The following is a 25,109-nucleotide window of genomic DNA, read 5'->3' as shown; positions in this document are numbered from 1 at the left end:
ATGCACTTCGCGCGATGGTCGCGATGCTGGCGGTTGTTCCGCCCGGCTGGGCCGCCGAAGCGGTCACTGCGCAGGATCAGGCCACGGGGCTGCTGGACGGCAGCCACCTGAGCCTCAACTTGCGCCACTACTATTCCAATCAGCACACCCAGCGCAGCACGCACCTGGTGATCAAGAAAAACGGCGTCGCCGAGCCGACCCGCGAGCGCATCACCTGGGTGCAGACCGGCATGCTCAATTACAGCTCCGGCTACACCCAGGGTTGGCTGGGCGTAGGGATTGATGCGGCATTGTTCAGCGCGGTCACGCTGGAGCGCGGCCATGGTGCAGTGGCCAACGGTGGCGATCGTGTGCTGGTCGACAGTGATGGCGACGCCGTGCCGACCTGGAGCCGCCTGGGCGTGGGGGATCTGAAGCTGCGCGTTTCGAGCACCGAACTCAAGGCCGGCCGGATGCTCACGGAAAACCCGATCCTGCGCTACAAGGACAACCGCGCCTTGCCGTCGACCTTTCAAGGCGTTGCGGTCAACAGCAACGAACTCGACTGGCTGGCGCTGCAAGCCGGCAGCTTCGAACGCGCCATCCCGCGCACCGGCAGCGGTAGCGAACGGCTGACCACGACGTTCGGTAATCGCGCCTACAGTGGTTCGCGCATCAGCTACGCCGGCGGTACGGCGACAGCCCCGGCCGGGCTGACATTCAGCGCCTATGGCTCGCGCTTCGAAGACATGTGGCAACAATATTATCTGGGCGCGACGCACCTGGTCGGCAATCGCGCAGACCTGGCGCTGAAAACCAGTTTCAACTATTACCGCACCCGCGATCAGGGCGAACAGCGTCTGGGTTTCATCGACAACGACGCTTACAGCCTGGCGGTGACGGCCGCCCACGGTGCCCATGGCCTGACCGCAGCGTGGCAACAAGTGTTTGGCGACGAATACTTTGACTATGTGTGGGAGTCCACGGGCAACTACATGGCCAACTCGCTGTACTCGGACTACAACGGTCCCAACGAAAAATCCTGGCAGTTGCGCTACGACCTCGACCTGGCCAGCTATGGCGTGCCGGGCCTGACCGCCAGCCTCTGGCACGCCAAGGGCTGGGGCATCGACGGCACGCATTACAGCGGCGACCGCGACGGCCACAACACCGGCTACAACGTGCGCGGGCTGGATGGCGCCAAACACAATGAAAACGGTTTGATGGTCGCTTACGTCGTGCAGTCTGGCAGCCTGAAAAACACCGTGTTGCGCAGTATTGTCTACAACCATAGGGCCAGTGGCGGGCAGATTGACGGCAGCTACGACGAGTTTCGGCTGGTGGCGAACGTGCCGTTCAATCTGTTCTGAATAATCCGCGAAAAATTTTTTCAGCAGGGTTAACCCGAACCGCAAGGGCTGGCCGTCTCAGTGGATGAATGCTCAATTTCATCCCGAGGTCAGCCCCCATGTCCCTTCCTCTGCCTTTCCTGCGCCCCCTTGCGGTCGGTGTTTTGCTGGCCCTCGGTGGCTGTGGCGTTTCCTCGCATCCGGAGTCGGCCGCCGTGCCAGCACCGGCGCAACCTGAAGAAGCTCAGGTTCAACACGAAGCGGTCATGGCCGCAGGCTCGATGGCCAAGCGCTCGGCGCGTCCGGCACCGGTCGCCAGTTTCGCGGCGATGCCCGCCGCCGACAGTTATCCACAGGGCTATCGCGACGAGTCGCGCGAGCAGTATCAAACCCTCGCCGACAACCCGATCCACAGCGTTGCCGAAACGCCGGTTTCAACCTTCAGTGCCGACGTCGACACCGGTGCCTACGCCAACGTGCGCCGTTTGCTTAATCAAGGGCGGCTGCCGCCGGAAGGCGCGGTGCGCCTGGAGGAGATGGTCAATTACTTTCCCTACGACTATGCATTGCCCAGCGATGGCTCGCCTTTCGGCGTGACCACTGAGCTGGCCGCGTCACCGTGGAACCCGCACACGCGCCTGCTGCGCATCGGCATCAAAGCCTCTGATCGGGCCGTGGCGCAATTGGCCCCGGCCAACCTGGTGTTTCTGGTCGACGTCTCCGGTTCGATGGATCGCCGCGAAGGGCTGCCGATGGTCAAAAGCACGCTGAAGTTGCTGGTTGATCAATTGCGCGATCAGGATCGCGTGTCGCTGGTGGTGTATGCCGGTGAGTCGAGGGTGGTACTGGAGCCAACTTCCGGGCGCGAGAAAGCCAAAATTCGTACAGCCATCGAGCAATTGACCGCCGGCGGCTCGACCGCTGGTGCCTCCGGCATCGACTTGGCTTATCAAATGGCCCAGCAAGCCTTTATCCCCAAGGGCATCAACCGCATCCTGCTGGCCACCGACGGTGATTTCAACGTCGGGGTCAGCGACTTCGACAGCCTCAAGCAAATGGCTGTGGATAAACGCAAAACCGGGATCTCCCTGACCACCCTGGGTTTTGGTGTGGATAACTACAATGAACACTTGATGGAACAACTGGCCGATGCCGGCGATGGCAACTACGCCTACATCGACAACCTGCGTGAGGCACGCAAAGTGTTGGTCGATCAACTCGGCTCGACCCTCGCCGTGGTGGCGAAAAACGTCAAGTTGCAGGTGGAGTTCAACCCGGCGCAGGTCAGTGAATATCGCCTGCTCGGCTACGAAAATCGTGCCTTGACGCGTGAGGATTTCAGCAATGACAAAGTCGATGCCGGCGAGATCGGCGCAGGGCACACGGTGACCGCGCTGTACGAAATTGTCCCGGCGGGCGAAAAAGGGTGGCTGGAGCCGCTGCGCTACGGTAAATCAGCCGCGGTTGTTTCCGGCAAAAACGGAGAATTGGCGATGCTGCGTGTGCGTTATCAACAGCCTGAAGGTGGGAAAAGTCTGCTGATCGAGCGGCCGATTTCCGATCAAGTCGTAACCGCCAGTGAAGATCTGCGTTTTGCTGCTGCGGTCGCGGCGTTTTCCCAGCAACTCAAGGATGGCCGCTACACCGGCGACTTCAGCCTGAAGGACACCGAAACACTGGCCCGTGGTGCGCGGGGCGATGATCGCTTTGGCTTGCGTAACGAGTTCGTGCAACTGGTGGAACTGGCGCAGAGCTTGCGCGCCTCGACCGTCGCGAATGCGTTGCCCACTGAGCGACGGATTGAATAGTGAGTCGTCTAAAGGGTTTTATCAGCCAGCTGTTTGCCTCGGCAGACAGCTCAACCGCCAGCAGCGATGAAGCGCTGCTGGCGCGTTATCGCGAGGGCGACGGCGCGGCGTTCGAGATTTTGTACGCCCGTCATCGTCAGGGTTTGTACCGGTTTCTGCTCGGCTTGAGCGGCAAAGCCGAACTCGCTGACGAAGTCTTTCAGGAGACTTGGTTGAGCCTGATTCGCAGCAGCAGTCAGCCACAAGGGAGGGCGACTTTTCGTACGTGGTTGTTCCAGATTGCCCGCAATCGTCTGATCGATCACTGGCGCAAGCATGGCGCCCAACAACCGCTGCACGACAGTTACGACGAGCAGGCCCACGCGGTCAGCGACGACACCAACGATCCTGCACAATTGCTCAGCCTCAGCCGCGACAGCCAGCGCCTGGACAGCGCCCTGCAAATCCTGCCGGCCGACCAGCGCGAAGTGTTTCTGCTGCGCGCCCACGGCGACCTCGACCTGGCACAAATCGCCAGCCTCACCGACACACCGCTGGAAACCGTCAAAAGCCGCTTGCGCTACGCCCAGCAAAAACTGCGTCGGCTGCTGGCCGAGGAGGTACTGACATGACTGACGCCCGCCAGACACCCGAAGATCCGCTGATCAAACATGTGCGCGAACAGCACAACGCTGAACCGCCAGCGCATATCGATGCGTACATTCTCAATGCCGCACGCGGCGAAACTCCAACGCCAAAGCCAGGCCTGTGGCAACGCTGGCTCGACGCCTGCCGCCAGCCGCGCTGGCAAGTCGCGTTCGCCAGCCTGGTCGGCGTCGCGCTGATGTTGTCGCTGGTGCAACGCACGCCTGAACCGCAGCCGCAATTCGACTACGCTCCCGCAGCTCCGGCGCCACTGGCGCGCAAACACGCGCCCGAAGCCTTGAGCGCTCCCGCTGGCGCCATGTCCGCTCCTGCGCCCATGGCGGAAATGGCCGCGCCGATGCAAAGCCAGGCGATCAGCGCCGATGAAGCCAAACTGAGCAAGCGCGCCGCCGCACCGGCCAATGGCCTCGACGCACAATTGCGCGAAGTCCTGCGCCTGCGCGAATCCGGCCAGTCGCAAGCGGCCGACAGCCTGTTCAACAACCTGCACAAACGCTACCCGAACGCCGACCTCGACGCGCGACTCGAACAGTTGCAGAAAAAATGACCCCCTGAACCCTCAGCCATTTGGCATTGCCCCGCAAAAACGCGCACTATCGGGCCATTGCCAATACGCTGGAGGACAACGTGGCATCGAAAATTGACCGCATCGCCCAACTCCTCAACTGCCCGGAAAAGGGCGAAGAGATGCGCCGCGCGATTACTGAAGCACGTAAGGAATTTCTGCTGAACCAGCCGGAAGAAGATGTCGTTAAGGAAGACGAGGTTTTTGAGGAGGTTGAGGGGGAAGAAGATGACGATGAATATGATGAGTTTGACTGGACGACGGAGTAACCCCCGCTCTGGCAGACTCTGGCTTTAATTTGTAAACACACTCGCTGTCCTGATTTCTTTACGCAGATTCATAAGCATTGACCCCCCTTCTCTAAAAAGGGCACTATAAAGTACTTTTTTATGTACCTTTTGGAGCCGCCATGGAGCAGTTGCTTGCTAGTCGTTCGGTAAGTATTACCGAACTGAAACGGAGCCCGAGTACGGTGATTGAGCAGGCGGGCTCAGAACCTATTGCCGTTCTCAATCATAATCGTCCCGCTGCCTATCTGTTGGCGCATGCGACTTATCAGGAGTTGCTGGATCGCCTTAGAGCTGCCGAGTTACGCGAGGCAATTGCGGCCAGCCGCAATGATCCCCGTCCGGCCATAGCCGCTGACACTGTATTCGATGAGCTTGATGCGCTTATAGATGATGTTGAAGCTGAGCAAAATCGTTTATGAGGCAGTTGTTTTTTTCCGCGCTTTCACGGGAGGATTTGCAGCAGATTGCCCGCTTTATCGCTCGTGATAATCCCCGGCGTGCACGTTCTTTCGTTGGCGAGTTACGCGTACGGTGTGATTACATGATCACTCAGCCTAATCAAGGCATTTCGCGAGAGGATTGCGCCAAGGGTCTGAAAATGATCACTCACGCTCGTTATTTGATTTTTTACTCGATCATGGAGGGAGACGTTCAGGTAGAGCGGGTTTTGCACAGTGCACGAGATCTTGCCCGATTGTTTGAAGCTGTAGGTCGTGAGCCTCAGTAAACTTGAAATGCAATCGCCCACAAAAAAGCCCCGGACCATCACAGTCCGGGGCTTTCTCGTTTAAATCAATGGTGCACCAGGCGGGATTCGAACCCACGACCCCTGCCTTCGGAGGGCAGTACTCTATCCAGCTGAGCTACTGGTGCAGCGGGCGACATCATACCTAGGTCGGCTCGGGGCGTCCATGCTGGGGTTTGTCAGTGCGCGTGTCCGCTGAAATCACTGTATTCCTTAAAGCTGTAACGTCCTGCAAAACCCTCGCTTGGCGCTTTCACGGGACTGATCTATGGTTCTGTTGCCGCGAGGGCTTTTTGCTCGTTGATCTGAAAATTTCCACAAACGCGGCGTTTTTGTTCTTTTTTTCGAACGACCTATTGTCCTTTACCCCCTTTGATCCTACGATCCGTTTGAGATTTCAAACGCTCTTAGGCTGGGTGTTGCAGCGCTGGTGGTTCGAAACGTCCACGCTTGATGCGCCACACCCGGTCACTGATTTCCCTGACGGCAGCCTTGCGAGGCGCCTTTCTACAATCATAATTTGCTCCGCGCAGGCCGCGGTGCTGTTAAGGAAAGCCGACATGCAGCTTAAAGACACCCAGTTGTTCCGCCAGCAAGCCTTTATTGATGGCGCTTGGGTTGATGCGGACAACGGTCAGACGATCAAGGTCAATAACCCGGCCACCGGCGAAATCCTCGGTACCGTGCCAAAGATGGGCGCCGCCGAAACCCGCCGTGCCATCGAAGCCGCTGAGAAAGCGCTTCCAGCCTGGCGTGCACTGACCGCCAAAGAGCGTGCCGGCAAGCTGCGTCGCTGGTTCGAACTGATGATCGAGAACCAGGACGACCTCGCGCGCCTGATGACCCTCGAGCAGGGCAAGCCGCTGGCCGAAGCCAAGGGCGAAATCGTTTACGCCGCTTCGTTCATCGAGTGGTTCGCCGAAGAAGCCAAGCGCATCTACGGTGACGTGATTCCAGGCCACCAGCCAGACAAGCGCTTGATCGTGATCAAGCAGCCAATCGGCGTGACCGCGGCGATCACTCCGTGGAACTTCCCGGCGGCGATGATCACCCGTAAAGCCGGCCCGGCTCTGGCCGCTGGTTGCACCATGGTGCTCAAGCCTGCTTCGCAAACGCCGTTTTCCGCTTTCGCCCTGGCCGAACTGGCTCAGCGTGCGGGCATTCCTGCGGGCGTGTTCAGCGTGGTGTCCGGCAGCGCCGGCGACATCGGCAGCGAGCTGACCAGCAACCCGATCGTGCGCAAACTGTCCTTCACCGGTTCGACCGAAATCGGTCGTCAACTGATGGCTGAATGCGCCAAGGACATCAAGAAAGTCTCGCTGGAACTGGGCGGCAACGCGCCGTTCATCGTGTTCGACGACGCGGACCTGGATAAGGCCGTCGAAGGCGCGATCATTTCCAAATACCGCAACAACGGCCAGACCTGCGTCTGCGCCAACCGTCTGTACATTCAGGATTCGGTCTACGACGCGTTCGCCGAGAAGTTGAAAGTGGCCGTGGCCAAACTGAAGATCGGCAACGGTCTGGAAGACGGCACCACCACTGGCCCGCTGATCGACGAAAAAGCCGTGGCCAAGGTCAAAGAACACATTGCTGACGCCGTATCCAAAGGCGCCACCGTGCTGGCTGGCGGCAAGGCGATGGAAGGCAACTTCTTCGAGCCGACCATCCTCACCAACGTGCCGAAAAATGCTGCCGTGGCCAAGGAAGAAACCTTCGGCCCGCTGGCACCGCTGTTCCGCTTCAAAGACGAAGCCGAAGTGATCGCGATGTCCAACGACACCGAGTTCGGTCTGGCTTCGTACTTCTATGCGCGCGACCTCGGTCGTGTGTTCCGTGTCGCGGAAGCGCTGGAATACGGCATGGTTGGCGTCAACACCGGGCTGATCTCCAACGAAGTCGCGCCGTTCGGCGGCATCAAGGCCTCGGGCCTGGGCCGTGAAGGCTCCAAGTACGGCATCGAAGATTACCTGGAAATCAAATACCTCTGCCTAGGCATCTAAAGCCGAGAAAGGGATCGTTGCAAACGCAAAGGGCACGAGAGCGCTGCCCCTTTGCGTCGTTTCAAAACCGGAATTTTCTCTGCGGCCGGGAACGCTGTGGCAGTCGATCATCGCATGCTGCCACCGTCGCTTCCTCCCGCTTAATCCTTGAACCACGCCGCCCGATGAGCGGCGAATGAGGACTGTAATGAGCAAGACTAACGCTGAACTGATGGCCCGCCGGACCGCAGCTGTTCCACGTGGTGTTGGCCAGATTCACCCGATCTTCGCTGAATCGGCAAAGAACGCTACCGTGACGGACGTTGAAGGTCGTGAGTTCATCGACTTCGCCGGCGGTATCGCTGTATTGAACACCGGCCACGTGCACCCGAAAATCATCGCCGCCGTGACCGAACAGCTGAACAAGCTGACCCACACTTGCTTCCAGGTGCTGGCTTACGAGCCGTACGTAGAAGTGTGCGAAAAGATCAACGCGAAGATCCCGGGTGATTTCGCCAAGAAAACCCTGCTGGTCACCACCGGTTCCGAAGCGGTAGAAAACGCCGTGAAAATCGCCCGTGCCGCCACTGGCCGCGCTGGCGTGATCGCTTTCACTGGCGCCTACCACGGTCGCACCATGATGACCCTGGGCCTGACCGGTAAAGTCGTGCCTTACTCGGCCGGCATGGGTCTGATGCCTGGCGGCATCTTCCGCGCGCTGTACCCGAACGAACTGCATGGCGTGAGCATCGACGACTCGATCGCTTCCATCGAACGCATCTTCAAGAACGACGCCGAGCCGAAAGACATCGCCGCGATCATCATCGAGCCTGTACAGGGTGAGGGTGGTTTCTACGTCGCGCCGAAGGAATTCATGAAGCGCCTGCGCGCGCTGTGCGACCAGCACGGCATCCTGTTGATCGCTGACGAAGTACAGACCGGCGCTGGCCGTACCGGTACCTTCTTCGCCATGGAACAGATGGGCGTTGCTGCCGACTTGACCACCTTCGCCAAATCCATCGCGGGCGGCTTCCCGCTGGCTGGTGTTTGCGGCAAGGCCGAATACATGGACGCCATTGCTCCAGGCGGCCTCGGTGGCACCTACGCCGGTAGCCCGATCGCTTGCGCCGCTGCGCTGGCAGTGATGGAAGTGTTCGAAGAAGAAAACCTGCTGGATCGCTGCAAGGCAGTCGGCGAGCGTCTGGTCACTGGTCTGAAGGCTATTCAGGCCAAGTACCCGGTGATCGGTGAAGTCCGCGCGCTGGGCGCGATGATCGCCGTCGAGCTGTTCGAAAACGGCGACAGTCACAAGCCAAACGCTGCCGCTGTGGCATCGGTTGTGGCCAAAGCGCGCGACAAGGGTCTGATCCTGCTGTCCTGCGGCACCTACGGCAACGTTCTGCGCGTACTGGTACCGCTGACCTCGCCGGACGAGCAACTGGACAAAGGTCTGGCGATCATCGAAGAGTGCTTCTCCGAGCTCTGATCTCCCCGTGTGACCTGATCGACAAAAAACCCGCTTCGGCGGGTTTTTTTACGCCCCTTGAAACACATCGAGCGCTTTAGCACTGTATCGAATGGCCAGCATTGGCTAAGGTTCAGGCATTGCAAGGGAGAGCGCGCATGACTGCCGTTGAATTACCCGCCGTACCGCGAGTGTTGATTGCCGAGGCTGACCCGTGGTCGCGCGACCTGCTCAAACAAGTATTGCTGAACGTGCGTTGTGATGCGCGGCTGGATCTGTGTGCCGATGGGCAGCAAGCCATGTCGATGCTCAGCGAAATTCCGTATGACCTGGCTATCGTCGATTGGGAGCTGCCCGGCGTCGATGGTTTGAACGTGCTGCGCAGCGTGCGCCAGCGCAAACGCAATCCGCCGCTGCCGTTCATTCTGATGAGCAGTCGCAATGACAGCGCCAGTGTGCGCGAAGCCATTCCGTTGGCGCCGACGGCGTATCTGACCAAACCGCTGAACATGGAAAGTCTGACCGCCCGTTTGCAGGGTTTGCTGCTCAATGCCGGGGAAGAGGTGTTCTGCGAAGTGCCGGCGCTGGCGCCGGGCATGACCTTGTCGGTGTTTCTTGAGCGTCGCCGTGAGCAAGCCGATGGCGCGCCGTTGATGACCGACGTTCAAGTGGCCGTGAAGCGAAGCCTGAATCCCAATGGCCTCGACCTGAAGCTGCTGGAAGATGAGATAAAAACCGATCCGCAAATCACCGCAGTGTTGATCGCGGCGGCCAACAGCGCCGCGCAGCACCATGGCGCGCCGGTGCAGACATTGGCTCAGGCGCTGCATCGACTGGGCACCGGGCAGAGCATGAACCTGATCCTCGGCTTGGCGCTCAAGCGCAGTGCCAAACTCAGTGATCCGTGTCTGGCCGACTATGCCGAGCGTTATTGGGGCTTGTCGCTGCACACCGCTGAATACGCGCGCACCTTGGCGCGCTTGCTCGACCTGGATCAGGAACGCTGCTATTGCGCGGGCATGCTCCATCGGCTCGGTGATCTGGCGCTGTTGCGCTGCTTGCAGGAGTGGCAGCAGGCCGGTGGTGAGCTGGATGAGCTGGAGGAAGTCGGTGAGGCGCTGGCTGAGTTTGGTGCGGCTTATGGTTCGGCCTTGCGTACACGTTGGCGTTTGCCGCTGGAATTGCGGGAGTTGATTGCCTCGGTCTACCAGCTCGGCGGCGGGGTCTATTCACGCGAAGCACTGGTGATGAACATGGCGGCGCAGATGGCGCGCCTGACCGAGCATGAAGGCGTTGAGGAGCTGGCGAAGAGCCGCACGGCGCGGCTGCTGAAGATCGGCTTGCCGGAGCTGATGCGGATGCGTAAGTAACCCGCCCACACCTTTCTTAAGAGTCGAGCCTTTGTGGCGAGGGGATTTATCCCCGTTGGGCTGCGCAGCGGCCCCTCTTTTGATTTAAAAAAGCAGGGGACTGCTGCGCAGTCCAGCGGGGATAAATCCCCTCGCCACAGGTCGCATTTCAAATCGAATATTCAGGCAGAGATGATGCGGTTCTTGCCCTGGCGCTTGGCCTCGTACATTGCCGCATCCGCACGGGCGAACAGGCTGTCGAGGTTCTCGTCATCTTCGGTGAGGCTGGTCAGGCCCTGGCTCACGGTGATAGCGAAGGTCTGGCCGTCGTGGTTGAAACTCAACCGCTGAATCTCCTGCTGCAACCGTTCAGCCACCTGCATCGCCATGTCCGGCGCACAACCCGGAAACACCGCAGCAAATTCTTCCCCGCCAATGCGTCCGAACAGGTCGCCGCGGCGCAACGATCCACGCCCGCACTCGGCAATCCGTTGCAGCACGTTGTCGCCTTCAGGGTGGCCATAGGTGTCGTTGATCATTTTAAAATCATCGATATCCAGCAGCAGGAACGCCATCGGTGAACCTTGCAGACGCGCCTCGTCGAACTCGCGGTTGGCGCATTCGAAGAAGTGACGGCGGTTGCTGCTTTGGGTCAGCACATCAGTGGTCGCCAGACGATGCAGTTCGGTTTCCATCTGCTTCTTGTCGGTGATGTCCTCGGCAATGCCGACGATGATCACCGGCTGTCCGGGCTCGTCCTGACGATTGATAAAGCATTTGTCGCTGAGCCAGCGCACTTGGCCGTCGGCGGCGATGATCCGGTATTCGCGATCTTCCACCGCGCCCTTGTGCAGGACTTCGGCAAGGCTGCGTTCGGCGTATTCGAGGTCGTCGGGGTAGATGCTGTCGCGCCACTGGTTGTAGTCGGCGAGCAACAGGCCGGCGGAACGGCCGAAAATCCGTTCATAGGCGGGGCTGACGTACAGCACCTGACGGGTTTCCCAGTTGAAAGCCCAAAGCACGGCGTTGACGCTGACCAGCAGCGAGCTGAACAGCTGCTCGCGTTCGCTCAGGCGGGCGACTTCGCCTTGCGCGTGCATCAACGCCATAAGGGTTTGCGCGGCCTCGGGCCACTGCGGGAAGGATGAGTCTTTTTGGTTGTTATTGACCATCGGCACAAGTCTCAAAGGGCGTGCCGCAATCGACAACGGCCACAGTACAGCCCGCCGGGATGGCGAAGTGTCTTTGAGATAGGGGATTTTGGGCGAAGTTCCCGGTGTTTAGCGGATACTGCCAAGCGGCCATCGCTGCACGCCTGTAGGAGCTGTCGCGTGAAACGAGGCTGCGATCTTTTGATTTCAACAAACAGAAACAAAGGATCGCAGCCTGCGGCAGCTGCTACACCGTCAGGCGGTGGGGCGTAGAGAATAGGTTTTCAGTTGGCCGGCAAAGTCGCGCAGGGACTGGATGCCGCTGGCTTCTGCTTCGTGAACCCACTCTTTGATGGCCGCGAGCATATCGTGGCCGTTTGCGCTGGTCTTGACCCAGATCTGCTGCAGGGCCAGACGTTTTTCGTAAATTACCTTCAGCGCCTGGCTGTGCTCGAGCATGTTCTGGATACGCAAGTGGTGACGATCTTCAAGCAGGCTGGTTTCCCGCGACAGCAGACGCTTGGCGCGGTGGAACTGGTGACGTACCGAATGATCGACCTTGGCCAGCTCTTGCTTGACCAGCGGGCCGATCACCAATTTGCGGTACTGGGCCATGATCTGGAAGCGGTTGTTGAGGATCGCCATGGCGGTGTCCATGTCCAGACTGCCTTTGCCTTCCACGCGATGGGCAATAGGTGCGACACGCTGAACCTTGGCCAGACGCAGGAAACTGAAGACTTTGATCCACGCCCAGCCGAGGTCGAACTCCCACTTCTTCACCGACAGCTTGGCCGAGTTAGGGTAGGTGTGATGGTTGTTGTGCAGTTCTTCGCCACCGATCAGGATGCCCCAAGGCACCAGATTGGTCGCCGCGTCGCGGCATTCGAAGTTGCGATAGCCGACCGCATGGCCCAGACCGTTGATTACGCCGGCGGCCCACACCGGGATCCACATCATCTGGATCGCCCAGATGGTGATGCCGATGGTGCCGAACAGCAGCAGGTCGATGACGCCCATGATCGCCACACCCAACAGCGGATACGGCGTGTAGACGTTGCGCTCGATCCAGTCGTCCGGGCAGTTCTTGCCATAAATGCGCAGGGTTTCCGGGTTCTGCGCTTCGGCGCGGTACAACTCGGCGCCGGTACGCAGTACCGTGGACAAACCCTTGATGACCGGGCTGTGCGGGTCGTCTTCGGTTTCGCATTTGGCGTGGTGTTTACGGTGGATGGCGGTCCACTCGCGGGTGTTCTGCGCCGTGGTCAGCCACAGCCAGAAGCGGAAAAAGTGTTTCAGGCCAGCATTCAGCTCCAGGGAGCGATGGGCCGAGTAACGGTGCAGATAAACCGTGACGCCGACAATTGTCACGTGGGTCATCAGCAGGGTGACTGCGACCAGAGACCAGGCCGACAAGCCAAGAAAACCTTCGTACCACATAGGCTATAGGGCCCTCGATAAAGATAAAAACAGCCGTTGCATTATCACTAAGCACACAGATAAAACCAGTCGCCCTTTCAGATAAGAGTCGCTGGATGTTTCTTGACCTATAATTCCAACCTTTTTGTAGGGACATGGACAGCCGAATGTCTGCCACTTATCGCGATGCCTTGCGTGCAGCGCTGCTCTATCTCGTGCTTGCCGCTGTCTGGCTGCAAGGTTCTGATCATTTATTAAACAATTTCTTCGATAGCTCCGTCGATCTTGCCCGCTGGCAACTGATCAACGGTTACCTGTTTGCGGCGGTCAGCGCCGGGCTGATTTTCCTCGCGCGGGCGCGTTTGTGTGCGTTTCTGGGAATCGGTGCGCGTTTGCGTGAGCGCCACGCAGACCGTGAACGCTTGCGTCAGGCGGCAGCGGTGTTCGACTGCACGCGAGAAGGGGTGCTGGTGACCAATCATCAGGGGTTGATCGTGCACGTCAATCGCGCCTTCATGGAGATCACCGGTTATCAGCGCGAAGAAGTCCTCGGGCAGCAGCCGAGCCTGTTCAAGTCCGGCCATCATCCGCCGGGTTTCTATCAGGCAATGTTTGCCACGCTGGAGTCGCAGGGCGAGTGGAGCGGCGAGATCTGGAACCGGCGTAAAAGCGGCGAAATTTATCCACAGTGGCAAACCATCCGGGTCATTCACGATGATCAGGCGCGGATCAGCCACTATGTGGCGGTGTTCTCCGACATCAGCGCGATCAAGGACTCGGAGTCCGAGCTCAAGCGCCTCGCCCACCATGACCCGCTGACCGACCTGCCCAATCGCCTGCTGTTCAGCGACCGCGCCGAGCAGGCGCTGGCGTCGGCGCAGACCCACAAGCGCGGCTGTGCCTTGCTGATGCTCGATCTCGATCACTTCAAAATGATCAATGACAGCCTCGGGCATAACGTCGGCGACCGCTTGCTCAAGGCGGTGGCGGCGCGCTTGCAGGAACTGTTCGGGCCGGGGATCACCCTGGCGCGCCTCGGAGGTGACGAGTTCGCCGTGCTCGCGGAAAGTTGTCCACAGCCGGTGCAGGCGGCGGCACTGGCCCAGCGCATTCTCGATGCGCTGAAGGAGCCGTTCTGCATCGACGGTCACGAACTGTTCATCAACGCCAGCATCGGCATCAGCCTGTTCCCCAGCGATGCACTGAGCGCCGAGCAGTTGCTGCGCAATGCCGATGCCGCGCTGTTCAAGGCCAAAAGCAGCGGACGCAACGGTTACGCCCTGTACACCGAAGAACTCACTGTCCACGCCCAGCAACGCGTCGAAATCGCGTTTGAACTGCGCCGCGCGCTGGAACAACAGGAACTGCGTGTCTACTACCAGCCGGTGCATGACCTGAAAACCAGTCGCCTGATCGGCGTCGAAGCGTTGGTGCGCTGGCAGCATCCGCAGCGCGGTCTGGTATCACCGGCAGAATTCATCCCGATTGCCGAGCGCACCGGGCTGATCGCCGAAATCGACGCTTGGGTCATGCAGCAGGCGTGTCGGCAGATGTGTGAGTGGCAGCAGGCCGGCGTGGTGTTGTCGTTTGTTGCGGTGAATGTTTCGTCGCGATTGTTCGCCCGTCGTGAGCTGTATCAACAAGTGGCGCAGGTGCTGCGCGATACCGGGCTGGATCCGGCCTACCTGGAGCTGGAAGTCACCGAGAGCGCGGTGATGGATGATCCGGAAGTGGCGCTGGAGCAGATGCACCGTTTGCGTGAACTGGGAATTCGCCTGGCCATTGATGATTTCGGCACCGGCTATTCGTCGCTGCTGAGGCTCAAGCGTTTGCCGGTGCAGAAATTGAAGATCGATCAGGGATTTGTTGCAGGTTTGCCGTGGGATGAGGACGACGCGGCGATTGTTCGGGTGATCATCGCGCTGGCGCGGAGCATGGGCATGCAGGTGCATGCGGAAGGGATCGAGCAGGCGGAACAGGCAGTGTTTTTGCTGGAGCAGGCATGTGATCTGGGGCAGGGGTACTGGTTTGGCCGGCCGGTGCCGGCGTTGGAGATTGATTGGATGAAAGCACCTGTTATTGGCTGACAGCTGACACAAAACCTGAGGTGCACACAAAATCTGTGGTGAATACAAAACCTGTGGCGAGGGGATTTATCCCCGTTGGACTGCGCAGCAGTCCCAAATTTTCAGGGTCGCTTCGCAACCCAACGGGGATAAATCCCCTCGCCACAGGGTTATCTGTCGCTCTGAGATCGGCGCAAACCCTTGCCCCGCCACATAATGTTTTTCAGTTATATAAACATTCTTAAATAGTCTTTTTAAGAATATCCGCGCCTCTCTTATATTGCTCCCACGCCGAACGCAGTGCCGCCCACTGCCAGGCATATCCCATTCAAAGGAGCAGCACCATGAGCGCATCCCTTCGCAGCGTTGACGGTCAGGACGAAAGCACCATCTTGCGTGAAATCCAGAGCGCACTGCGCGATCTGCGATTTGGCGCGGTGGAGATCACTGTGCACAACGCGCAAGTCGTGCAGATCGAACGCAAAGAGAAATTTCGTTTGCAGCAACCGGGTAAGCAACCGGGCTGAGTGAAGATCAAAAGATCGCAGCCTGCGGCAGCTCCTACGGGGGATTTATGTAGGAGCTGCCGAAGGCTGCGATCTTTAGCCGGCACACCCGATTCCAGATAGTCATAAGAAAAAGCCACCACCAGAATTCCAGGAGCTTTCACCATGTCGTCGATTCGCCGTTACGCTTTGGCCGCCCTGGCCAGCGCTGTGTTTGCCGGTTCCGCGGTTGCCAAGGATTACGAACTGCTCAACGTGTCGTATGACCCGACGCGCGAGCTGTATCAGGACTACAACGCTGAATTCATCAAGTTCTGGCAGAAAGATCACGCCGGCGACACCGTGAAAATCCAGCAATCCCACGGTGGTTCGGGCAAGCAGGGCCGTGCGGTGATCGACGGTCTGCGCGCCGACGTAGTAACCCTGGCGCTGGCTGGCGACATCGATGAAATCGCCAAACTTGGCAAGACCCTGCCCGCCGACTGGCAGAAGCGTCTGCCGGAAGCGAGCACGCCGTACACCTCGACCATCGTCTTCCTGGTGCGCAAGGGCAACCCGAAAGGCATCAAGGACTGGGGCGATCTGGTCAAGAACGACGTCTCGGTGATCACCCCGAACCCGAAAACCTCCGGCGGCGCCCGCTGGAACTTCCTCGCCGCGTGGGCCTACGGCCTGAAAGCCAACGGCGGTGACGAAGGCAAAGCCAAAGAATACGTCCAGACCCTGTTCAAGCACGTGCCGATTCTCGACACCGGTGCACGCGGTTCGACCATTACCTTCGTCAACAACGGTCAGGGTGACGTGTTGCTGGCCTGGGAAAACGAAGCGTTCCTGGCGCTGAAAGAAGATGGCGGTGCGGACAAGTTCGACATCGTCGTGCCTTCGCTGTCGATCCTCGCCGAGCCGCCAGTGGCCGTGGTCGACAAGAACGCCGAGAAGAAAGGCAACGAGCAGATCGCCGAAGCCTACCTCAAGCACCTGTACAGCCCGGCCGGGCAGGAAATCGCCGCGAAAAACTTCTACCGTCCGCGTGACAAAGAAGTCGCTGCCAAATACGCCCAGCAGTTCCCGAAACTGGATCTGGTGACCATCGACAAGGACTTCGGCGGCTGGAAAACCGCGCAACCGAAATTCTTCAACGACGGTGGTGTGTTCGACCAGATTTATCAGGCGCAGTAATCTGACTACAAAACTGTGGGAGCGGGCTTTTGTGGCGAGGGGATTTATCCCCGTTGGGCAGCGAAGCTGCCCCAAAACCATCACATGCGGTGTATCTGGTTTTCCGCATTTGCCGATTTTGGGGCTACTGCGTAGCCCAACGGGGATAAATCCCCTCACCACAAGTTCACTCCCACATTGATGCGTTTTTAACCAAGGACTTTTATGTCGCGTCGTATCTCCCCCGTCATACCCGGCTTCGGGCTGACGCTGGGTTACACCTTGGTGTACCTCAGCCTGATTGTGCTTATCCCGCTGGCGGCGATGTTCGTCCACGCCGCTCAACTCACCTGGGATCAGTTCTGGGCGATCATCTCCGCACCGCGGGTGCTGGCGGCATTGAAGCTGAGCTTCGGCACCGCGCTGTGTGCCGCGATCATCAACGGCATCATCGGTACGCTGCTGGCGTGGGTGCTGGTGCGCTACACCTTCCCCGGGCGCAAGGTGATCGACGCGATGATCGATCTGCCGTTTGCCCTACCGACAGCCGTTGCCGGTATCGCGCTGACCGCGCTGTACGCGCCGGCCGGTCTGGTCGGGCAATTCGCTGCCGACCTCGGTTTCAAAATCGCTTACACCCCACTCGGTATAACCCTCGCGCTGACCTTCGTCACCCTGCCGTTTGTGGTGCGCACGGTGCAACCGGTGCTGGCCGACATCCCTCGTGAAGTCGAAGAAGCCGCCGCGTGCCTCGGTGCGAAACCCTTGCAGGTGTTCCGCCACATCCTCGTCCCCGCGCTGCTGCCCGCCTGGCTGACCGGTTTTGCCCTGGCGTTCGCGCGTGGCGTCGGCGAGTACGGTTCGGTGATTTTCATCGCCGGCAACATGCCGATGAAAACCGAGATTCTGCCGCTGCTGATCATGGTCAAACTCGACCAATACGATTACACCGGCGCTACCGCCATCGGCGTGCTGATGCTGGTGGTTTCCTTCGTCCTGTTGCTGCTGATCAACTTGCTGCAGCGGCGCATCGAAACCCCATAAGGAGGCGCGAACAATGTCCCAATCGTCTATTGCGGCCGCCTCTTCGGCCAACGCTGCACGCCGTGGCAGTGCCACTTCGCGCAGAATCCTGATCGGCCTTGGCTGGCTGGTGTTTTTCCTGTTTCTGCTGTTGCCGTTGTTCATCGTCGTATCGCAGGGTTTGAAAAATGGCCTCGGCGCATTCTTCACCGCGATCTTTGAACCGGACGCACTGTCGGCGCTGAAACTCACCGTGTTCGCCGTGCTGATTTCGGTGCCGCTGAACCTGGTGTTCGGCGTCAGCGCCGCATGGTGCGTGAGCAAATACTCGTTCCGTGGCAAGAGCATGCTGGTGACGCTGATCGACCTGCCGTTCTCGGTCTCGCCGGTGATCGCCGGTCTGGTCTATGTGCTGATGTTTGGCGCGCAAGGCCTGTTCGGGCCGTGGCTGCAGGATCACGACATCCAGATCGTCTTCGCCTTGCCGGGCATCGTGCTGGCGACGATTTTCGTCACCGTGCCGTTTGTGGCTCGTGAGCTGATCCCGCTGATGCAGGAACAAGGCACGCAGGAAGAGGAAGCCGCTCGCCTGCTCGGCGCCAATGGCTGGCAGATGTTCTGGCATGTCACCGTGCCCAACATCAAGTGGGGCCTGATCTATGGCGTGGTGCTGTGTACCGCGCGGGCCATGGGTGAATTCGGTGCGGTGTCGGTGGTTTCCGGGCACATTCGTGGGGTGACCAACACCTTGCCGCTGCACGTCGAGATCCTCTACAACGAATACAACCACGTGGCCGCGTTCGCCGTGGCGAGCCTGTTGCTGATCCTGGCGCTCTTCATCCTGCTGGCCAAGCAGTGGAGCGAAAACCGTATCAACCGCCTGCGCGCCAGCGCCGCAGAGGAATAATTCATGTCGATCGAAGTGCGTAACGTCAGCAAGAATTTCAATGCGTTCAAGGCGCTGGACAACATCAGCCTGGATATCCACAGCGGTGAACTGGTCGCGCTGCTCGGCCCCTCGGGCTGCGGCAAGACCACGCTGCTGCGGATTATCGCCGGTCTGGAAACCCCGGATAACGGCAATATCGTTTTCCACGGTGAAGACGTTTCCGGCCACGACGTGCGTGATCGCAACGTCGGTTTCGTGTTCCAGCACTACGCCTTGTTCCGCCACATGACCGTGTTCGACAACGTCGCGTTCGGCCTGCGCATGAAACCGAAAAACCAGCGCCCGAGCGAAAGCCAGATCGCGACCAAGGTTCACGAACTGCTGAACATGGTGCAACTGGATTGGCTGTCGGATCGTTATCCGGAGCAGTTGTCCGGTGGTCAGCGCCAGCGCATCGCTTTGGCCCGTGCCTTGGCGGTGGAACCAAAGGTCCTGCTGCTCGACGAGCCCTTCGGCGCCCTTGACGCCAAGGTGCGTAAAGAGCTGCGCCGCTGGCTGGCGCGGTTGCACGAAGACATCAACCTGACCTCCGTGTTCGTGACCCACGACCAGGAAGAAGCGATGGAAGTCGCCGACCGTATCGTGGTGATGAACAAAGGCGTGATCGAGCAGATCGGTTCACCGGGCGACGTCTACGAGAACCCGGCCAGCGATTTCGTTTATCACTTCCTCGGCGATTCGAACCGCTTGCTGCTGAGCGACGACAATCACGTGCTGTTCCGCCCGCACGAAGTGTCGTTGTCCAAACACGAACTGGAAGACCACCACGCCGCCGAAGTACGCGACATCCGGCCGTTGGGCGCGACCACGCGGGTGACGTTGAAGGTCGAAGGGCAGACTGATCTGATCGAAGCCGAAGTGGTGAAAGACCACGACAGCCTGATCGGCTTGGCCAAGGGTGAAACCTTGTTCTTCAAGCCGAAGGTCTGGCAGAAAGTCGCCAGTCTCTAACGCCAAAGAACTGCGGGCGCTGCGATCTTTGATAGTGATTTTGAATATCAACAGATCGCAGCGTGCCGCAGCTTCTACAGGGAGGTGTGTCGTGTGGCTATTGGACTTAACTCGATTTGGTCTAACGCCCCCGACAACCTTGAGCGGTTCCTTGCCTAATCTCCTGTCTGTGCCAGGAGGCGCAGTGAAGAGTCCATGACGGACCGGCGTATCTCCTGGGCCCTGATGCCAAGGAGATGACGATGAGAATGGAAGTCCACCGGCCCGCGCCGTGGCTCGGCTGCGCGCTGTTCGGCGCAATGTTGAGCCCATTGGCCAGCGCCGACCCGACGCTGTCCACGCAGATACCTTTCGATGTTACGGCGACCCCGCCGTTTTCCCTGACCAGCCTGCAGCAGAACTTCGATGAAATGTCGTGGCAGACGTTTATCGCCTTGAACTGGCCGGCGCTGGACAACGGTGACCCGAACACCGGCACGCCGATCGGCCAACAGGATGGCGCGACGGTCTGGGAGAGCTGGAAAGAGAGTTATCAGATATTCCTCGCCAACGGCCAGACACCCAACCCCTGGAATGCGCCAGCGACCCTTCCCAAAGCCTGTGAAGGTTTGGGTTCCGGACGTTTGCTGCAACAGATGGGCAAAGTACCGGACGTACTCGATGAGTTTATCCAGCCGTTTGAGAGCGGGCCGCTGGTCGATCAGAGCGGCGTGTATACGCGCAACGAAATAGTGGTCAACCAGCCGATGTTTGACGACATCGTCAACAACGGTCTGTACAGCGTTCAGGGCCAGCAGAAGTTTTTCGCGGCGGATCCGAAGAACACGGTGGCGTTCAGTTGCGGCAATAGCGACACCCGCCAGGTCGGCTCGCTGATGGTCAAGGCCTCCTGGAAGGTCCTCGATGGCAGCGACCGTCGCGAGAACTTCCATACGGTCGATGCGCTGGTTTACACCCCGGGCAACAGCGACCCGAGCAAGGGCCCGGTGGTGCCTGAATCGTGCAAGGCCGAACCCGTCGGGCTGGTCGGTCTGCACATCGTGCACAAGACCAGCAGCGCGCCGCAGTGGGTCTGGTCGACCTTCGAACATGTCGACAACGTGCCGGAGCAGTCCACCCCGGTGGCCGAGCGCAAAGGCCCGTATCTGTTCTACAACGCCAGCAGTCAGGCTCCTGTCAATCAGCCACCGCCGCGCCCGTGGAACCCGGCGGTCAAGGCCACGCCGTCGCAGATCGTTCGCGAGGCCTCACTGACGCCGGCCACCAAAACCCTCAACAGCACCTATCAGACGCTGTTGCGCACGGTGAACCCGAAGAGTGTCTGGGCCAACTATCAGTTGATCAGCACGCAATGGCCGACATTGACGCCGCAGCCACCGTGCCAGATCTCGAAAACCGAGCCCCTGGGCCGCCCGGCGCCTTCGTTCCTCGCCAACACCACTCTGGAAACCTACATCCAGGGCACCGTGCCGCAAGCCTCGTCCAGTTGCATCGCCTGTCACGGTAATGCCGCCACCCACGTCACCGAATCGCCGCGCACCAGTTTCGCGGACTTCACCTACTTGCTCGAACGCGCACAATCGACGGGCGCGACAAGGAGTCAGCCATGAGCACCGATCTGAAAAATTTCGCCGGGCTGTCATCGGCCCTGACGGGCATCCCGCTCACCTTTATCGCGCCTTCGGTCGACCCGATCGATCTGCCGACGCAGTTTCTGGCCTTCATCGAACCGCGCATCACCACCTCGGTGTTGCAGGCATTGTTGACCCAGTACGCAACGCTGCTCGCCGATAAAGTGCCGCCCGATCAGATCGCCGAGGCCGTATTGATGAACGGCGCGCAACCGGCCACCACGCAAACGGCGCAAGCCGCCCGTTCGATCATGAAGCTGTGGTTGCTGGGCGTCTGGTATCAGCCGTATGCCGTCGGCAGCCACCAGCCCGGTGATCAGATGGTCGTTTCCGATCAGGCCTACACGCAGAGCTGGGCATGGAGAATCGCCCAGGCGCATCCCATGGGTTACAGCGAGTTCTTCTTCGGTTACTGGAACGAAGTACCGCCCAGCCTTGAAGACTTCACCGGGGTTCCCGCCAGCGGACAACAAGGAGCGTCGTCATGAGTACCGAACAAGCGGACGTGGTGATCGTCGGTGCCGGTCTGGCCGGCAGCATCATCGCCTATCAATTGGGTCTGGCCGGGGTGAAAGTGTTGGTACTGGAATCGGGGCCGGAAGTGCCGGCCAACCGTAATCAGTATCTGGAACGCTTTTACACGGCGACCCTGAAGACCCCGGAATCGCCCTATCCACCGGTGAGCACGCTGGACACGCCGCGCAAGCCGGCCGAGCAGAATGCGCCGCGCGCGACCATCGCCGACCTGATTCTCGGCTGGGACAATCCCGAGGTCAGCTACCTGGTGCAAAAGGGCCCACTGGCCTTTACCAGCACCTATGAACGGGTCGGCGGCGGCACCACTTGGCATTGGGTTGCGACCTGCCTGCGCATGGTGCCCAACGACTTTCGCCTGAAGTCACTGTACGGCGTCGGCGTCGACTGGCCGATCAGCTACAACGATCTGCAAAGCGCTTACTGCCGGGCCGAGGCGGAAATCGGCGTGGCCGCCAATGTGGCGGATCAGGCGTATCTGGGGATGACGTTCCCCGATGGTTATCAATTCCCGATGACCAGCATTCCGTTGTCACTGGTCGATGGCAGTTTTGTCGCGGCGGTTCAGGGCCAGTCGTTTGACGGCTTGCCACTGGTGGTCAGCCCGACACCGGCGGGACGCAATTCGCAGCCCTACGCGGGACGTCGGGTGTGCGCCGGCAACACCAACTGCACACCGATCTGCCCGATCCAGGCCAAGTACGACGCCACCGTCACCCTGAACAACGCGCTGAACACCGGCAATGTGCGGGTGCTGTACAAAACCGTGGCGAGCAAAGTCACGGTGGCGGCGGACAAATCCATCAGTGGCATCGAGTTCATTCAATACCAGTTGGGCGATGGCCCACCGACCGGGACTGGTGTCGCGGTAGGCCAGCGCTATGTGATTGCCGCCCATGCCATCGAGACGCCGAAACTGCTGCTCAACTCCACCAGCCCCGCGTGGCCCAAAGGCGTGGCCAACAGCAGCGGACAGGTCGGGCGCAGCCTGGCGGATCATCCGATCTACCTGGCCTGGGGTTTGATGCCGGAAGGCAAAGCGGTATTTCCCTATCGCGGCCCGGTATCGACGGCGGGTATCGAAAGCCTGCGCGACGGTGCCTTTCGCAGTCAGCGTGCGGCGTGGCGGATCGAGATCGGCAATGAAGGTTTCAACTGGCCGGTGGGCGATCCCTACGTCACCGTCGCCGACCTGATCGATGGCAGCAACGGCAGCGCCACCAATCCACTGCCTCCGGCCAAGGGCCCGCAGCAAGTGTTGTATGGCACAGCGCTGGTACAAAAACTCAACGACTTGCTGACCCGCCAGTTCCGCATCGGTTTTCTGGTGGAACAAGTCGAGGACGATCCGGATAACGCCAACTGCTACATCGTGCCGTCGACGCAGTACAAGGATCGCCTGGGCATTCCGCGCCCGGAGATTCACTACGACTTGTCCGACTACACCAAGGAAGGCTTCCGCCAGGCGAAACTCCTCGCCACGCACATCATCACTGAACTGCTCGGCGCCACCGAGTTGACCAAGCTTCTGCCACCGGGACGGTTCACCTACAAGGGCGACGAATACAGCTTCCAGGGCGCCGGCCATTTGATGGGCACCTACCGCATGGGCGACAACCCGCTGACCTCGGTGGTCGACAAGGATCAGCGCAGCTGGGATCACCGAAACCTGTTCCTGGTCGGCGATGGCGTGTTTCCCAGCACCGGCACTTCAAACCCGAGCCTGACCATCGCCGCGTTATCAATTCAGGCCGGCGACACCTTGGCCAACGACCTGAAAACCGCCACGGTGCAGGTTCAGGCCAATCAGCCCTGGCAGGGCACCGGCGTGCAGATCAACGGGCCGAGCCCGCGCCTGGTGCGTTACCTCAGCGGGCGCTGGTTCGCTAGTCCGGTCGGGGGCATGGTCGATGGCAACGGCAGCGCAGGGCTGATCGCCAAACCCGGTTACACCTTGCCGGGCGCCAATGAGGGTGCGTTGATCGGGCGGATCGGCAGTACCGGGGCGCCGTTTCTGATCGGCGATCTGGCGCCGATTCCGCCGGGGCAGCAGGGCGAATTGCAGCTGTGCATCAACGACGATCTGGACGGCCGCTACGGTGTCGGGCTCGCCGACAATCAGGGCGCGCTGACGGTGCAGGTGACGTTCGGTACGCTGTAAAACCCGTCAGGCGAGGTGCGCGGCGGTGCACCTCGCCTGAATTTTCAATGAGCGATTTTGTGTTCGCGCAGGGTCACCGGGCCTGAGCGCTGTTCAATCGCCTGCTTCAATTCCTGGCGCAGACCGAGCATGAACGCCACTTCCGCCACCACAAACAGCGGCCCGACGATCAGCCCGCTGAGGTCATCGACAAACGCCGGTTTACGCCCTTCGTAGTGATGCCCGACAAACTGGATCACCCAGCCGATCACAAACATCGCCAGGCCGCTGCTCAGCCAGATCAGGGTGCTCTGCTGCGCCAGCGCATGCCCGGCCCAGACGGAAAGGCCCATCAGCACGGTCATCAATACGCCGAGCTTCACTTCCAATCTGAGGTAAAACCACGCCGAGGCCAGCGCCACGATAACGGCTGGAGATATCCACAACCCGCCCAGCGACCATTCCGGCCGCGACAACAATACCGCGACGGCCACCACGATCAGCGGAATGCCGATAAAGTGGCTGGCGATGTTGCGCGGATCACGGTGGTAGGCGGCGTATTGACTGAGATGGTCGACGAGGCTTTTCATTGTTGTTCCTCCGTTAGGGTTGATCGCATCATCCCTCGGGATCAGGGTTCGCTCTGTCAGGCAGGCGACAATCCAGGAGTGTTTATGCAAATACGTTCACGGCTGATAAGCGGCCAGTGGTTCAGCCATCTGCCGGCATCCTTTCAGGATAGCCTGCTGGCGGCGGCCCGGGAGCGGCGGCTGACGGCGGGGCAACGGTTGTTCCAGCGCGGCGACGCGCCGTGCGGTTTGTACGCGGTGCTCGAGGGTGCGGTGCGCATCGGCGCGGTGAGCGAGCAGGGCAAGGAGGCGTTGTTGAGTCTGGTGGAGGCGCCGCACTGGTTCGGCGAAATCTGCCTGTTCGATGGTCAGCCGCGCACCCATGATGCGTATGCAGTCGGGCCGTGTACGCTGCTGAATATCCCGCAGGCAACGATGCTGAAACTGCTCGAAGAACAGCCGCTGTACTGGCGACATCTGGCGCTGCTGATGAGCCACAAACTGCGCCTGGCCTTTATCAATCTGGAACAACTGAGCTTGCTGCCGGCCCCGGCGCGTCTGGCCCATCGCTTGCTGATGATTGCCGAAGGTTACGGCGAACTCGACGCGCCGCGCCGAGTGCTGCAGCTGCCGCAGGAGCAACTGGCGTCGATGCTGTCGCTGTCGCGGCAGACCACCAACCAGATCCTCAAGGATTTGCAGGGACAGGGAATTATCGGCCTCGGGTACGGCGAGATCGAAATCCTCGACGCCGCACGATTGCGCGCCCTGGCCACGATCTAACGGCGCCACATTCATCCACAGTGGAAACCCATACTTGTGGCGAGGGGATTTATCC

23 protein-coding genes and 1 tRNA gene are annotated in these 25,109 nt (G+C 60.0%); 20 read left to right on the top strand and 4 right to left on the bottom strand.

Going from position 1 to position 25,109, the window contains the following annotated elements:
• The first annotated feature begins 14 nt into the window (after window positions 1-14).
• The 7 genes from ACZZ0B_RS25240 (at window position 15) to ACZZ0B_RS25210 (ending at window position 5,363) form a co-directional block, all read left to right on the top strand.
• Window positions 15-1,349: an OprD family outer membrane porin gene (locus ACZZ0B_RS25240; RefSeq protein WP_463546971.1), complete on the top strand. Its 1,335-nt coding sequence runs from the start codon at window positions 15-17 to the stop codon at window positions 1,347-1,349.
• A gap of 98 nt (window positions 1,350-1,447) precedes the next feature.
• Window positions 1,448-3,136 (top strand): vWA domain-containing protein, encoded by a 1,689-nt coding sequence (locus ACZZ0B_RS25235; protein ID WP_463546481.1) that lies wholly within the window; start codon window positions 1,448-1,450, stop codon window positions 3,134-3,136.
• A gap of 29 nt (window positions 3,137-3,165) precedes the next feature.
• Complete coding sequence (locus ACZZ0B_RS25230) at window positions 3,166-3,747, top strand: RNA polymerase sigma factor (protein ID WP_463546970.1); 582 nt, start codon at window positions 3,166-3,168, stop codon at window positions 3,745-3,747.
• Window positions 3,744-4,328 (top strand): hypothetical protein, encoded by a 585-nt coding sequence (locus ACZZ0B_RS25225; RefSeq protein ID WP_463546480.1) that lies wholly within the window; start codon window positions 3,744-3,746, stop codon window positions 4,326-4,328. The genes ACZZ0B_RS25230 and ACZZ0B_RS25225 overlap by 4 nt, the downstream gene beginning before the upstream one ends.
• Before the next feature lie 20 nt (window positions 4,329-4,348).
• Window positions 4,349-4,615 (top strand): hypothetical protein, encoded by a 267-nt coding sequence (locus ACZZ0B_RS25220; RefSeq protein ID WP_463546479.1) that lies wholly within the window; start codon window positions 4,349-4,351, stop codon window positions 4,613-4,615.
• A 140-nt stretch (window positions 4,616-4,755) separates the two neighbouring features.
• The gene (locus ACZZ0B_RS25215; protein ID WP_008079996.1) at window positions 4,756-5,055 is read left to right on the top strand and encodes a type II toxin-antitoxin system Phd/YefM family antitoxin; all 300 of its coding nucleotides are present in this window, start codon (window positions 4,756-4,758) and stop codon (window positions 5,053-5,055) included.
• Complete coding sequence (locus ACZZ0B_RS25210; RefSeq protein WP_463546478.1) at window positions 5,052-5,363, top strand: type II toxin-antitoxin system RelE/ParE family toxin; 312 nt, start codon at window positions 5,052-5,054, stop codon at window positions 5,361-5,363. Before ACZZ0B_RS25215 ends, ACZZ0B_RS25210 begins: the two co-directional genes overlap by 4 nt.
• A gap of 69 nt (window positions 5,364-5,432) precedes the next feature.
• Here ACZZ0B_RS25210 and ACZZ0B_RS25205 read toward each other — a convergent pair.
• Window positions 5,433-5,509, bottom strand: a tRNA-Arg gene (locus ACZZ0B_RS25205).
• A 432-nt stretch (window positions 5,510-5,941) separates the two neighbouring features.
• Between ACZZ0B_RS25205 and gabD the strand changes: the two genes are divergently transcribed.
• The 3 genes from gabD to ACZZ0B_RS25190 all read left to right on the top strand — a co-directional run bounded on the left by gabD (window position 5,942) and on the right by ACZZ0B_RS25190 (window position 10,198).
• Complete coding sequence (gene gabD / locus ACZZ0B_RS25200) at window positions 5,942-7,384, top strand: NADP-dependent succinate-semialdehyde dehydrogenase (protein WP_463546477.1); 1,443 nt, start codon at window positions 5,942-5,944, stop codon at window positions 7,382-7,384.
• 187 nt (window positions 7,385-7,571) lie between these two features.
• The gene (gabT, locus tag ACZZ0B_RS25195) at window positions 7,572-8,849 is read left to right on the top strand and encodes a 4-aminobutyrate--2-oxoglutarate transaminase (protein ID WP_008080000.1); all 1,278 of its coding nucleotides are present in this window, start codon (window positions 7,572-7,574) and stop codon (window positions 8,847-8,849) included.
• Window positions 8,850-8,986: 137 nt separating this feature from the next.
• The gene (locus ACZZ0B_RS25190; protein ID WP_008080001.1) at window positions 8,987-10,198 is read left to right on the top strand and encodes a response regulator; all 1,212 of its coding nucleotides are present in this window, start codon (window positions 8,987-8,989) and stop codon (window positions 10,196-10,198) included.
• Between the two features lie 161 nt (window positions 10,199-10,359).
• Here ACZZ0B_RS25190 and ACZZ0B_RS25185 read toward each other — a convergent pair whose 3' ends face one another.
• Window positions 10,360-11,349 carry a GGDEF domain-containing protein gene (locus tag ACZZ0B_RS25185; protein WP_008080002.1) on the bottom strand — a complete coding sequence of 330 codons (990 nt, stop codon included), beginning with the start codon at window positions 11,347-11,349 and terminating at the stop codon, window positions 10,360-10,362.
• A gap of 234 nt (window positions 11,350-11,583) precedes the next feature.
• The gene (desA, locus tag ACZZ0B_RS25180; RefSeq protein WP_440096736.1) at window positions 11,584-12,765 is read right to left on the bottom strand and encodes a delta-9 fatty acid desaturase DesA; all 1,182 of its coding nucleotides are present in this window, start codon (window positions 12,763-12,765) and stop codon (window positions 11,584-11,586) included.
• Between the two features lie 146 nt (window positions 12,766-12,911).
• Here desA and dibA point away from each other — a divergent pair, with 146 nt between their 5' ends.
• The 9 genes from dibA (at window position 12,912) to ACZZ0B_RS25135 (ending at window position 23,723) form a co-directional block, all read left to right on the top strand.
• A complete protein-coding gene (gene dibA, locus ACZZ0B_RS25175; protein ID WP_463546476.1) occupies window positions 12,912-14,831 on the top strand; it encodes a phosphodiesterase DibA in 1,920 nt (639 codons plus the stop codon).
• Window positions 14,832-15,154: 323 nt separating this feature from the next.
• Window positions 15,155-15,337, top strand: a complete 183-nt coding sequence (gene oscA / locus ACZZ0B_RS25170; RefSeq protein WP_007917682.1) for a sulfur starvation response protein OscA — start codon at window positions 15,155-15,157, stop codon at window positions 15,335-15,337.
• 144 nt (window positions 15,338-15,481) lie between these two features.
• Window positions 15,482-16,495, top strand: coding sequence for a sulfate ABC transporter substrate-binding protein (locus ACZZ0B_RS25165; RefSeq protein ID WP_158830308.1), 1,014 nt, complete (start codon window positions 15,482-15,484; stop codon window positions 16,493-16,495).
• Window positions 16,496-16,699: 204 nt separating this feature from the next.
• Window positions 16,700-17,518 carry a sulfate ABC transporter permease subunit CysT gene (cysT, locus tag ACZZ0B_RS25160; protein ID WP_008080019.1) on the top strand — a complete coding sequence of 273 codons (819 nt, stop codon included), beginning with the start codon at window positions 16,700-16,702 and terminating at the stop codon, window positions 17,516-17,518.
• Window positions 17,519-17,531: 13 nt separating this feature from the next.
• Complete coding sequence (gene cysW / locus ACZZ0B_RS25155) at window positions 17,532-18,404, top strand: sulfate ABC transporter permease subunit CysW (RefSeq protein WP_008080021.1); 873 nt, start codon at window positions 17,532-17,534, stop codon at window positions 18,402-18,404.
• Between the two features lie 3 nt (window positions 18,405-18,407).
• Entirely contained in the window at window positions 18,408-19,397 is a 990-nt protein-coding gene (locus ACZZ0B_RS25150; protein ID WP_007963490.1) for a sulfate/molybdate ABC transporter ATP-binding protein, read from the top strand.
• A gap of 242 nt (window positions 19,398-19,639) precedes the next feature.
• Complete coding sequence (locus tag ACZZ0B_RS25145; protein ID WP_463546475.1) at window positions 19,640-21,007, top strand: cytochrome C; 1,368 nt, start codon at window positions 19,640-19,642, stop codon at window positions 21,005-21,007.
• Entirely contained in the window at window positions 21,004-21,516 is a 513-nt protein-coding gene (locus ACZZ0B_RS25140) for a sorbitol dehydrogenase (RefSeq protein ID WP_440096733.1), read from the top strand. Before ACZZ0B_RS25145 ends, ACZZ0B_RS25140 begins: the two co-directional genes overlap by 4 nt.
• Complete coding sequence (locus ACZZ0B_RS25135; protein ID WP_440096732.1) at window positions 21,513-23,723, top strand: GMC family oxidoreductase; 2,211 nt, start codon at window positions 21,513-21,515, stop codon at window positions 23,721-23,723. The genes ACZZ0B_RS25140 and ACZZ0B_RS25135 overlap by 4 nt, the downstream gene beginning before the upstream one ends.
• A gap of 44 nt (window positions 23,724-23,767) precedes the next feature.
• Here the strand turns inward: ACZZ0B_RS25135 and ACZZ0B_RS25130 are convergent, their stop codons facing one another.
• Complete coding sequence (locus ACZZ0B_RS25130) at window positions 23,768-24,292, bottom strand: Mpo1 family 2-hydroxy fatty acid dioxygenase (RefSeq protein WP_440096731.1); 525 nt, start codon at window positions 24,290-24,292, stop codon at window positions 23,768-23,770.
• A gap of 84 nt (window positions 24,293-24,376) precedes the next feature.
• Here ACZZ0B_RS25130 and ACZZ0B_RS25125 point away from each other — a divergent pair, with 84 nt between their 5' ends.
• Window positions 24,377-25,054: a Crp/Fnr family transcriptional regulator gene (locus ACZZ0B_RS25125; RefSeq protein ID WP_008080036.1), complete on the top strand. Its 678-nt coding sequence runs from the start codon at window positions 24,377-24,379 to the stop codon at window positions 25,052-25,054.
• Window positions 25,055-25,109 lie beyond the last annotated feature (55 nt).

The organism is Pseudomonas sp. AC247 (genome assembly GCF_979258015.1).
Note: the sequence above shows the minus strand (reverse complement) of the source record. Positions and strands in the feature narration are given on the sequence as shown.